Genomic DNA, 10,807 nt, shown 5'->3' with positions numbered 1-10,807 from the left:
GAGCTCGGCAGGGTGCCGGGCGAGGGGAGTGACATGGTGGCGGTGGCCGGCAGCAGGGTGCTGGGGCGGATCTCGGCGCTGCTCGGGGCGGCGGGGGCGACACGGGCCGCATACGGGGCACTGAGGAGCCGGCCACCGGGCGGTGCCGTCCTGTGGGAGCGGAAGAACTACGCCGGCCGGACGGTGGACCTGCACGCCGGGCTCGCGACGGCCACCGGCACCGCGCTCGCCGCCGCCACCGCGCCGGGGCTGCCCGCCCGGGCCCGGGCGGCGACGGCGCTGGCGGTGCTGGCAGCCGGGGGTTGTGGTGCGTACGACGATGTCTTCGGTGCCGGTGATTCGCGGCGGGGATTCCGGGCGCACCTTTCGGCGCTGCGGAACGGCGAGGTCACCAGTGGAGCGGTGAAGCTGTTCGGGATCGGCGCCGCCGGGCTCGCGGCGGGAGCCCTCCTGAAGGAGCGGCCGGCCGACAAGCTGCTGGCGGGTGTGGTGATCGCGGGCTCGGCGCACTTGGTGAATCTCCTGGACGTACGGCCGGGGCGGGCGGCCGGCGCCGTACTGGCCATCGGCGCGCCCGGGCTGCTGCGCCGCGGACCGGCGGGCCCGCTGTCCGCCGCGCCCATGGGGGCCGCGGCCGCCGTCATCGGCGACGACCTCGGGGAGCGCACGATGCTCGGGGACGCCGGGGCGCATGCCCTCGGCGCGGCGCTCGGGCTCGCCATCGTCGCGGGGAACGGCCGCAAGGGACTGGCCGCGCATGCCGCGGGGCTGATCGCCACCGCGGCCGCGGGGGACCGCGTCAGCCGGGCGGCCGCGGCGATCTGAGGCCAGGCCCACCGAAGGCCGAAGGCCGTTCGTCCGGGGAGCGGCCGCGGAGGGAGAGCCGCCTGTCCGTGGATCTCCCTCCGCGGCATCCCCGTCCGTGTGATGTCCGCCCGTGTGATGTCCGTCCGTGGCGTGGGCCCATGCTCGGCTCGGCGGGCTTCGGGCCCGCCCTACCAGGTGCCCGCCCGGCCGACTTCGGCCCGGCCCGGCGGGAGCGCCTTCCGTTCGAGGACGGGGCGAGCCGATCCGGACATTCACCAATCGCGCTCCGGACAACGGCGCACGCGCCCCGTACCCCGGCGGTGGGCGCACTCCGGAGGGGCGGGTCACTCGTCGGGACCGTGAACCCGCGCGGGCGGTTTGTCGCCCATGTGGGTGATCCCGTATGCGCTGGGGTGAGACTTCCCACCGGAACGGCGGGCGGACGGTGACGAATTGACGTCGCCGGGCTGGCATCCTGGGCGCGGTGCGCAGTTCCGGGTGCGCTCGCCGTCTCCTGCCTGACCGCCGGGCCGGCGATCGCCGGCCGCGCGCTGTCGAAGCACCGCGCAGTAAGCCGAAGCACCCCGCAAGAAGCCGAAGCATCCGCAAGAGCGGACCGACCTACCGGTACGGTCCGTCCCGCCGCCCGACCCAGGAGCCCGCCCACGTGATCAGCACCCCGACCTCGGCGCACGGGCTGTCGCCGCTGCGCACGGTCCAGGTGCTGGGGCACGGCAGCGCCGGCAGCGCGGCCCATGTCCGCTCACTGGCCGAAGGGCTGGTCGCGCGCGGGGTCCGGGTGACCGTCTGCGGTACGCCGGAAAGCGAAGAGGCCTACGACTTCACCGGCGCGGGCGCGCGGTTCGTACCTGTCCCCCCGCGGACGGATCCGGCGAGCGTGGCGTCGCTGCGCAGCGCCTGCTGGGATGCCGACCTGGTTCATGCGCACGGCCTCCGGGCCGGCCTGCGTGCCTCGATGGCGCTGCGTGGACTGCGCGGTCCCCGTGGAGGGCGGCGGGTTCCCCTGGTCATCACCTGGCACACAAAGGCGCACATCGAGGGCGCGCGGGCCGGGCTCGTGCATCTGATGGAACGGCGGGTGGCGCGCGCCGCCGCGGTCGTTCTGGGAGCCTGCTCGGATCTCGTGGACCGGGCGCGCGAGCGGGGCGCGCGCGATGCACGGCTTGCGCCGGTCGCGATTCCGCGCCCCCGGTTCGACAGCGCACAGAGCGAATCCGAGGAACACGACCGGATGCGCCACAAGGAGCGGGCCGAACTCGGCGCGGTGGACCGGCCGTTGCTGCTTGTGGTCGGCCGTCTCGATCCGAGTCAGGGCCACGATCTGCTGCTGGACGCGGCGCATGCCTGGTGCGCGCTCGACCCGCAGCCGTTGGTGGCCATCGCGGGGGAGGGCGACCAACGGGCCGCGTTGCAGCGGCGGATCGACATCGAGCAGCTGCCCGTACAGCTGCTGGGTCGCCGCGACGATGTGCCCGAACTCCTCGCCGCCGCCGACCTCGTGGTGCTGCCCAGCAAGTGGGAGGCGCGCTCACTGATCGCCCAGGAGGCGCTGCGCGCCGGGGTGCCGCTGGTCGCCACCGACACCGGGGGTACCCCCGAACTGGTCGGCCGGGCCGCGGAACTGGTCCGTTACGGGGACGCCGCCGCCCTGGCCCGTGCCGTTCTCGGGCTCCTCGCCGATCCCGCGCGGCGGGACGCGCTGGCCGAGGCGGGCCGCATCCAGGCGGCCGGCTGGCCGAGCGAGAACGACACCGTCGCCCAGGTCCTGAGCGTTTACGACGAGCTGACCCAGCCGATTCAGCCGGATTTCTAGCCGGTCCAGCCGGTCCAGCCGGTCCAGCCGGTCCAAGAGGTCCAAGAGGTCCAGGCACTCCGTGCGGTCCAAGAGGCCCAAGAGGCCCAAGAGGCCCAAGAGGCCCAAGAGGCCCAAGCGGCCCGGGTGGTGCAGACGTTCGTGTGGGTGACGCCACGCCAGGCGATAAGGCCACAGGAATCGGACATTTGTATGGCCAGGTGCCGACAGGAGATCGCCGCGACAGCCGCGGTAGCGGGCTTTGCGCTGTTCGCCCTACTGGTGACGAGGGTGCCCGGGCCGGACACTCTCCTGGTGCTGCGTAACTGTGTGCGGGGCGGGCGGCGTACGGGGGCGCCCACGGCCCTCGGCGCCCCTCGTGCCCGTACGGGCCTTCCGGCAGGGCCTGTTGAGCTGTCTGCTCAACCCCAAGGTGGGGACTTTCTTCGTGGCCGTGGTGCCGCAGTTCCTTCCCGAAGGACGCTCGGTCCTCGGCGCCACACTGCTCCTGGGGCCGTCGACGCGGTGATCGCCGCGGGCCGGCTGCTGCTGGTCGTGGTCTGCGCGGGCCGGCTGCTGCGCCGGCTGCGGCGTCCCCGGGTGCACCGCAACCTGGAGCGCACCACGGGCGGGGTGCCGGTCGCGCTCGGTATGGGGACGGCGGCCGAGAGGGTCGCGGGGTAGCGCACCCGGCGCCGGTTGCCGCCGTCCGCTACGCCTTGTCCGTGTGGCGCCTGGCGCGCAGGGCCAGCCGCAGCCCCAGGACGGTCTGCGGGTCGTCCAGGTCCGTGCCCAGCAACTGGGCGATCCGCGCCAGCCGGTCGTACAGCGTCTGCCGGTTCACGTTCAGGTCGCGGGCGGTCTCGGCCTTGCGGCCCGCGCTGGCCAGATAGGCCTCCAGCGTGGGCAGCAGCGGCTGGCGGGCGCCACGGTCGTGGGCGAGCAGCGGGCCGATGGCGCGCTCCACGAAATCGGTGAGCACGCCCTGTTCGCCGTGTTCCCGCATCCGCCACAGCAGCAGCTCGATGTCCAGCCGGCGTGCGTCGTACCAGGGCTGCTCCGGCAGTCCCTGGGCTGCGGCCGCCGTCTCCGCCGCATGCCGCAGCCCGGGGCCCGCCGCCGCCCAGTCGCCCGCCGTACCGACGACGACCACCGGCCGGTGCGCCGTCGGCCGGTCCAGGCCCGCGCGGACGACCCCGGCGCGCAGCGCCTCGGCGATCCGGTCGGCGAGCGCATCGCGGTCCTGGCCCGCGCGCAGCGCCACCAGCATCGGGACCCGGCCCTCCACGGGGCGTACGCCGAGGAGTACGGGTACCCCGGGGGCGGCGAGCTCCTCGCGCAGGGCCTGGGCGAGCAGGGCCCAGCTGCCGGGGGAGGGGAGGCCGGCGGGCAGCCGCATGACCACCGGGAGCACGGGTTCGGCGCCGGGGCGGAAGCCGAGCAGCCGGGCCTGCGCCGGTGCCTCGGCCGCGGAGATCCGGCCCTCCGCCAGATCGGCGAGGAAGTCGCCGCGGCCCCGGGCGGCGAGCACCTCCTCCTGGCGGGACTGGAGCATGACGACGGCGAGCAGATCGGCGGCGCGCTCGGCGGCGATCCGGTGCACCGGCGCCACCGGGGCGTTGACGGGCAGCAGGACCAGACGGGCGCGGACCGCGTCGGGACCGTGGCCGCCGCCGGGGACGTCGATACGTACGCCGGTGTCGCGCAGGCCCTCCCAGGCCAGCAGCGGGTCGGTGTCCGCGGGGCCGTCGTCGCCGCCGTCCGGCCCCGCCGCGTACAGCGGACTGCCGTCGGGGGCCTCCAGGCAGAGCGGATTGCCGGTGAAGACGGCCAGTAGCCGCAGTACCTCGGGTGCGCCACCGCCGCGCAGCAGCACGTCCGTACAGCGCCGCAGGATCTCGTCGGCGCGGCGCAGCAGCGCGTAGTGGCTGTTGATGATCTCGGTGTGGATCGCTTCGGTGACGGTGACGTACGGGACCTCGCGGTGCAGCTGGATCAGCGGCAGTCCGCAGTCCCGTGCGGCATCGACCAGCGCGGAGGGCAGTGATTCGAAACGAGAGCCCAGCTCCACGACGAGAGCGGCGATCTCGCGGTCCGCGAGCTTACGGATGAAGGCGCGCTGTTCGGAGGGTCGGGAACCCAGCCCGAGGCCGGTGGTCAGCAGCAGCTCGCCGCCCTTGAGCAGCGAGGCGATATGCGGGACCTCGCCCGCGTGCACCCAGCGCACCGGGCGGTCCAGCCGGTCCCCGCCGGCCAGCACCTCCGGCAGCCCGCGCCGCAGCGCGGGCAGCTCCAGCGCCCTGCGTACCGTGATCTCGGCTTCGATCTTTGCTTCCGGCCCCATGGCGACGAACGGTACCTGTAGTGGGGTGGGCGAGCGGTACTCGTAGTCCGCTGTCCGGAGGGGTGGGGACGGGGTGGTGGGGGCTCGGAGCCGCGGAGCCCCGGACCTGCGGGGGGCTCGGAGCCGCGGAGCCCCGGACCTGCGGGCAGGGCCCGGAGCCGCCGGGCCCGGAGCCGGGGAGCCCGGAGCCGGGGAGCCCGGAGCCGGGGAGCCCCCTGGCCCCGCCACCCCACCACGCGCCCCACCCCCTCAAGCCGACTCCCGCACCACCAACCGCGCCCTCGTGATCACCGGCGCAAGCTCCGCCGCATCCGCCGCATCCGCCGCATCCGCCGCGTCCGCCGCGTCCGCCGCACCCGCCCCGGCAGCGCTGTCCGTATCACCGCTGTCCATGCCGGCCCCGCCCGTCCCCTCGGCACCATCCGCCCCCGCCCCCTTCCGCAGATCCTTCCGCGGATCCAACAACCGCAGCAGCAACCGGGCCATCAGCCGTCCCATCTCCTCCACGTCCTGCCGCACCGTGGTCAGCGGCGGATCCGCCCAGGCCGCCGGTTCCAGGTCGTCGTAGCCGACCACCGCCACATCGTGCGGGACCCGCCGCCCGCGGGCCCGCAGCGTACGCAGTGCGCCGCTCGCCATCAGGTCGGAGCAGGCGAAGACGGCGTCCAGATCCGGTGCGGCGTCGAGGAGTTCGGCCATGGCGCGCTCGCCGCCGTGCGCCGTGAACCCGCCGCCCGCGATCAGCCGCGGATCCGGCTCCGGCGTGCCCAGCGCATCGCGATAGCCGTCGAGGCGGTCCACCGCGGAGGTCTGGTCGAGCGGGCCGGTGATCACGGCGATCCGGCGGCGGCCGCGGTCCAGGAGATGGCGTACGGCCTGACGTGCGCCGTCGCGGTTGTCGGTGTCGACGTACAGCGGGCGGGGGGCGCGGTCGGCGCCCGCCCAGCCGGGCCGGCCGCCGTAGACGGTGGGCAGCCCGGCGCGCTCGGCCATGGCCGGCAGCGGGTCGTCGCGGTGCAGCGAGAACATCAGCGCGCCGTCGACATGGCCGGCCGACAGATAGCGGCCGATGCGGTCGTAGTCGGCGTGGTGCTCGACGAACATCAGCAGGAGCTGGGTGTCGGCGGCGGCCAGTTCGCGGCTGATACCGCGCAGTTGACGGCCGAAGAACGGATCGCTGAAGACCCGGGTCTCCGGCTCCGCGATGACCACCGCGACCGCTCCGGTCCGGCGGGTGACCAGGGTGCGGGCCGCGCTGTTCGGTACGTAACCCAGCTCGCGCACCGCCTGCCGGACCCGCTCCTGGACCACGGCCCGTACGCCCGCACCGCCGTTGACCACGCGGGACACCGTTGCGCGGGAGACTCCGGCGAGCGCCGCGACCGCCTCCAGCGTCGGCCGCGCACCGTTCGGCTCAGACACCATCGAACTCCTTTTTCCATACGGTGACTTGACGGTGTGCCGTCGAGTCGGCAGGGTTCCCTACGCAGATATGAGAGCGCTCTCACTTCGGATGCCCCCCCACGAAACTCCTCAATACCCCCACTGTGCCGAGGAGAGAATGTCATGAGCATGAGAATTCGGGCCGGAAACCGGGCGAGAGCAGTGCTCCTTGTCGCGAGCACCGCACTCGCCCTCACCTGTGCCCTCACCCTCCCCACGGCCTCCGCGGAGGAAGCGGCCCCTGCGGCCCCCGTCGCGAAGGCCACCGGAGCTACCACAGTCACCGGAGCCACCGCAGTCACCGGAGCCACCGCAGCCACCCCCACCGCCTTCCAGGAAGTCTGGCGTACGGACTTCGACGGCGCCGCCGGATCACGCCCCTCCGCCGACGACTGGATCACCGACACCGGAACCGGCTATCCCGGAGGCCCCGCCAACTGGGGCACCGGCGAGCGCCAGACCTACACCGACCGCCCCGAGAACCTCCAGCTCGACGGCGCGGGACATCTCAAGATCACCGCGCAGAAGGGCGGCGCCACCTGGACCTCGGCCCGCGTCGAATCCCGGCGCACCGACTTCGCCGCCCCGGCCGGCGGCAAGCTCCGTATCGAGGCGAGCATCCGGATGCCCGATGTCTCCGGTGCCGGCGCGCTCGGCTACTGGCCGGCGTTCTGGACGCTGGGCGCCGAGTACCGCGGCACCTACTGGAACTGGCCGGGCATCGGCGAGTTCGACATCATGGAGAACGTCAACGGCATCAACAAGGTCTGGGGCGTGCTGCACTGCGGCGTCAACCCCGGCGGGCCGTGCAACGAGACCCAGGGCAAGGGCAATTCCCGCGAGTGCCCGGGCAGCGCCTGCCAGGCCGGATTCCACACCTACGCACTGGAGCTGGACCGCACCAACAGCGCCGCGGAATCGCTGAGTTGGTATGTCGACGGCCAGAAGTTCCACACCGTGAGCGCCTCCGAGATGGACGCCGACAGCTGGGCCAAGGCCACCCACCACGGCCACTTCCTGCTGCTCAACCTCGCCATGGGCGGGGCGTTCCCCGACGGCGCGGCGGGCTTCGCCACCCCCACCGAAGCCACCCGGCCCGGCGGCTCGCTCCTCGTCGACCATGTCGCGGTCTCCGTCCAGCAGCCCGGGAAGGCCCGTACGGGCCGGGCCACCCCCACCGACCGGCGCCCCGCCCCGCAAGGAGCCAGCTCATGATCACTCGCCGCAGTCTGCTCGGCGGCCTCGCAGCCGGCGCCGCCACCGCCTCCGGAATCGTCCTCGCCGGCCGCGCGACCGGCGCCCCCGCCCCGGTCCCCGGGCCCGCCCCGGCCGGCCGGTCCGCCGCCGGAATGCCCCTGCACATCGTCAACAACTCCGGCGAGTACGCCAACTCCTCGGCCTGGATCTATATCGTCGGCAACGACGGCACCCAGCAGGTGCACGTCACCCCGGACGGCGAGCTGAGGCCCGTCGCGCTGGCCGACAACGGCCCGGACGGTTTCACCGACTACGCCATACCGCTCGCCGCCAGTGGCACCACGACCCTCCAGCTGCCCCGGATGTCCGGCCGGATCTACACCGCGCTCGGCGGCAAGCTCAAGTTCAAGGCCGTCGAGGACGGCAACGGCAAGGCCGCGCTCGCCTACCCGGCGGGCTGGGTCTCCGGTGACCCCAACTACGACGTCCTGCACGACTGCGCCGAGTTCACGTACAACTCCGGCGGCATGTACTGCAACACCACCATGGTCGACATGTTCAGCGTCCCGCTCGCGATCAAGCTCACCGGGGCCAAGGAGCAGACCACCGGCACGCTCAAGGACGGCGCCCGCGCCAAGATCTTCTCCGACGTCAAGGGCGCCGAGGGCTTCGGCGCCCTGGTCATCGGCGACAAGCGCGTCATCGCCCCGGGGCACGGCCTGGACAGCGGACTGTTCGCCAAGGACTACCTCGCCCCGGCCATCGACGAGGCCTGGTCCGCCTACGCGGCCAAGGACCTGTCCGTCACCACCAACGCCGGCACCTTCACCGGCCGGGTCAGCGGCGGCAGGCTCACCTTCACCGTCCCCCAAGGCCTCAAGGGCCAGGGTGGGGGTGCCCCCACCGGCACGGTCTCCTTCGACAAGCCGTCCACCCGCGATGTCCTCTTCTGCGACGGCACCCTCGCCGCCCCCAACGACGGCACCCTGGGCCCGGTCGCCGCCATCCTGGGCGCCGCCCTCAACCGCTCCACCCTCACCTCGCAGGCGCACCAGCCCACCACCGACCCGGCTGCCTTCTACCAGCAGCGGCTGACCAACCACTACGCCAGGGCCATGCACGCCGCGACGCAGGACGGCAAGGCCTACGGCTTCGCCTTCGACGACGTCGCCGGCTTCGCCTCGTACATCGAGGACGGCGCCCCGAAGGAGATCACCCTCACCCTGACCCCGTTCTGACGCGAAAAAGGTGCCGCCCCGGACCACCGGGGCGGCACCTTACTCAGCCGGTCACTACCCGCCATACGCCCCGCTGGCCGTCAGCCGCAGCGCGGTGTCGATCAGCGGAACATGGCTGAACGCCTGCGGGAAGTTGCCCACCTGCCGCTTCAGCTTGGGGTCCCACTCCTCCGCCAGCAGGCCGAGATCGTTGCGGAGCGAGAGCAGCCGCTCGAAGAGGTTGCGGGCCTCGTCCACCCGGCCGATCATCGCGAGGTCGTCGGCGAGCCAGAACGAGCACGCCAGGAACGCCCCCTCGTCGCCCTCCAGGCCGTCCACGCCGACGCCCTCGCCGGCCGTCGGATAGCGCATGACAAAGCCGTCCTCGGTGCCCAGCTCCCGCTGGATCGCCTCGATGGTGCCGATGACGCGCTTGTCGTCCGGCGGGAGGAAGCCCATCTGCGGGATCAGCAGCAGCGAGGCGTCCAGCTCCTGCGAGCCGTAGGACTGGGTGAAGGTGTTGCGCTCCTTGTCGTAACCCTTCTCGCACACGTCCCGGTGGATGGTCTCGCGCAGGTCCTTCCAGCGCTCCAGCGGACCGTCGACATCTCCGGACTCGATCAGCTTGACCGTACGGTCGACGGCGACCCAGGTCATGACCTTGGAGTGCACGAAGTGCCGGCGCGGCCCGCGGACCTCCCAGATGCCCTCGTCCGGCTCGTCCCAGTGCTTCTCCACCCACTGGATCAGCTTGAGCTGGAGCAGCGAGGCGTAGTCGTTACGGGCCAGACCCGTCATGTGCGCAAGGTGCAGCGCCTCGGTGACCTCGCCGTAGACGTCGAGCTGGAGCTGCCCGGCGGCGCCGTTGCCGACCCGTACCGGACGCGAATTCTCGTACCCGGGAAGCCAGTTGAGATCGTTCTCGCCCAGCTCCCGCTCGCCGGCGATGCCGTACATGATCTGCAGGTTCTCCGGATCACCGGCCACCGCCCGCAGCAGCCACTCGCGCCAGGCCCGCGCCTCTTCGCGGTAGCCGGTGCGCAGCAGCGACGACAGGGTGATCGCGGCGTCCCGCAGCCAGGTGAAGCGGTAGTCCCAGTTACGGACCCCGCCGATGCACTCGGGCAGCGAGGTCGTCGGCGCCGCCACGATCCCGCCGGTCGGCGCGTACGTCAGCGCCTTGAGCGTGATCAGCGAGCGGACCACCGCATCGCGGTAGGGGCCGTGGTACGTGCAGTGCTCGACCCACTCGCGCCAGAACTCCTCGGTGGCCTCCAGCGACCCCTCCGGGTCCGCCACGGCCGGCGGCTCCTTGTGCGAGGGCTCCCAGCTGATCGTGAACGCGATCCGCTCACCCGGCGAGACGGTGAAGTCGGAGAACGTCGTCAGATCCTTGCCGTACGTCTCCGCCTCGGTGTCCAGCCATACGGAGTCCGGGCCCGCGACCGCGACCGTACGGTCGTCCACCTTGTGCACCCAGGGCACGATCCGGCCGTAGTTGAAGCGCATCCGCAGCTCCGACCGCATCGGGACCCGTCCGCTGACACCCTCCACAATGCGGATCAGCTGCGGTGCGCCGTCCCGCGGCGGCATGAAGTCGATCACCCGGACGGTACCGCGCGGGGTGTCCCACTCGGATTCCAATACGAGTGAATCGCCGCGATAGCGCCGACGGTCGGCCGGCGCGGGCCGGCCCCCGGGACCGTTGACCGGCCCCATCCGCCAGAATCCGTGCTCCTCTGTGCCCAGCAGCCCTGCAAAGACCGCCGGCGAGTCGAAGCGGGGCAGGCACAGCCAGTCCACCGTGCCGTCCCGGCACACTAGAGCGGCGGTTTGCATATCGCCGATAAGTGCGTAGTCCTCGATGCGCCCGGCCACGTGCATCTCCCGTCGAACTGGAGTCACGCCCCCCATGGGACGTTGTGATCTGTCCGTCCTGCCCATGAAACGTCGCCGAGCAGCGGGACCGGAAATCGGGCGGGGGTG

At 72.8% G+C, this 10,807-nt stretch carries 9 protein-coding genes; 6 read left to right on the top strand and 3 right to left on the bottom strand.

The window, feature by feature from the left end:
- Positions 1–33: 33 nt before the first annotated feature.
- The 4 genes from KI385_RS11380 (at position 34) to KI385_RS11365 (ending at position 3,304) form a co-directional block, all read left to right on the top strand.
- The gene (locus KI385_RS11380; RefSeq protein WP_238572075.1) at positions 34–825 is read left to right on the top strand and encodes a hypothetical protein; all 792 of its coding nucleotides are present in this window, start codon (positions 34–36) and stop codon (positions 823–825) included.
- A gap of 649 nt (positions 826–1,474) precedes the next feature.
- Positions 1,475–2,641, top strand: coding sequence for a glycosyltransferase family 4 protein (locus KI385_RS11375; RefSeq protein WP_238572074.1), 1,167 nt, complete (start codon positions 1,475–1,477; stop codon positions 2,639–2,641).
- Between the two features lie 358 nt (positions 2,642–2,999).
- The gene (locus tag KI385_RS11370) at positions 3,000–3,149 is read left to right on the top strand and encodes a LysE family translocator (protein ID WP_238572073.1); all 150 of its coding nucleotides are present in this window, start codon (positions 3,000–3,002) and stop codon (positions 3,147–3,149) included.
- Positions 3,146–3,304 (top strand): hypothetical protein, encoded by a 159-nt coding sequence (locus KI385_RS11365; RefSeq protein WP_238572072.1) that lies wholly within the window; start codon positions 3,146–3,148, stop codon positions 3,302–3,304. The genes KI385_RS11370 and KI385_RS11365 overlap by 4 nt, the downstream gene beginning before the upstream one ends.
- Positions 3,305–3,332: 28 nt before the next feature.
- Here the strand turns inward: KI385_RS11365 and KI385_RS11360 are convergent, their stop codons facing one another.
- A complete protein-coding gene (locus KI385_RS11360; RefSeq protein ID WP_238572071.1) occupies positions 3,333–4,964 on the bottom strand; it encodes a PucR family transcriptional regulator in 1,632 nt (543 codons plus the stop codon).
- Between the two features lie 249 nt (positions 4,965–5,213).
- Positions 5,214–6,389, bottom strand: a complete 1,176-nt coding sequence (locus tag KI385_RS11355; RefSeq protein WP_238572070.1) for a LacI family DNA-binding transcriptional regulator — start codon at positions 6,387–6,389, stop codon at positions 5,214–5,216.
- 141 nt (positions 6,390–6,530) lie between these two features.
- Here KI385_RS11355 and KI385_RS11350 point away from each other — a divergent pair, with 141 nt between their 5' ends.
- Both KI385_RS11350 and KI385_RS11345 read left to right on the top strand, forming a co-directional pair.
- On the top strand, positions 6,531–7,622 hold the full coding sequence (locus tag KI385_RS11350; RefSeq protein ID WP_238572069.1) for a glycoside hydrolase family 16 protein: 1,092 nt from the start codon (positions 6,531–6,533) through the stop codon (positions 7,620–7,622).
- On the top strand, positions 7,619–8,842 hold the full coding sequence (locus KI385_RS11345) for a beta-1,3-glucanase family protein (protein ID WP_238572068.1): 1,224 nt from the start codon (positions 7,619–7,621) through the stop codon (positions 8,840–8,842). Before KI385_RS11350 ends, KI385_RS11345 begins: the two co-directional genes overlap by 4 nt.
- 54 nt (positions 8,843–8,896) lie before the next feature.
- On the opposite strand, the gene KI385_RS11340 is transcribed toward KI385_RS11345, so the two are convergent.
- The gene (locus KI385_RS11340) at positions 8,897–10,705 is read right to left on the bottom strand and encodes a glycoside hydrolase family 15 protein (protein WP_238577656.1); all 1,809 of its coding nucleotides are present in this window, start codon (positions 10,703–10,705) and stop codon (positions 8,897–8,899) included.
- Positions 10,706–10,807 lie beyond the last annotated feature (102 nt).

The sequence above is a fragment of the Streptomyces inhibens genome, assembly GCF_022221585.1.
GTDB classification, from domain to species: domain Bacteria; phylum Actinomycetota; class Actinomycetes; order Streptomycetales; family Streptomycetaceae; genus Streptomyces; species Streptomyces inhibens.
Note: the sequence above shows the minus strand (reverse complement) of the source record. Positions and strands in the feature narration are given on the sequence as shown.

Excerpts from the sequence above, each read along its gene's own strand:
- KI385_RS11380 (WP_238572075.1), top strand. The coding sequence starts at position 34 with ATGGTGGCGGTGGCCGGCAGCAGGGTGCTGGGGCGGATCTCGGCGCTG.
- KI385_RS11360 (WP_238572071.1), bottom strand. The coding sequence starts at position 4,964 with ATGGGGCCGGAAGCAAAGATCGAAGCCGAGATCACGGTACGCAGGGCG.
- KI385_RS11355 (WP_238572070.1), bottom strand. The coding sequence starts at position 6,389 with ATGGTGTCTGAGCCGAACGGTGCGCGGCCGACGCTGGAGGCGGTCGCG.
- KI385_RS11350 (WP_238572069.1), top strand. The coding sequence starts at position 6,531 with ATGAGCATGAGAATTCGGGCCGGAAACCGGGCGAGAGCAGTGCTCCTT.
- KI385_RS11345 (WP_238572068.1), top strand. The coding sequence starts at position 7,619 with ATGATCACTCGCCGCAGTCTGCTCGGCGGCCTCGCAGCCGGCGCCGCC.
- KI385_RS11340 (WP_238577656.1), bottom strand. The coding sequence starts at position 10,705 with ATGCACGTGGCCGGGCGCATCGAGGACTACGCACTTATCGGCGATATG.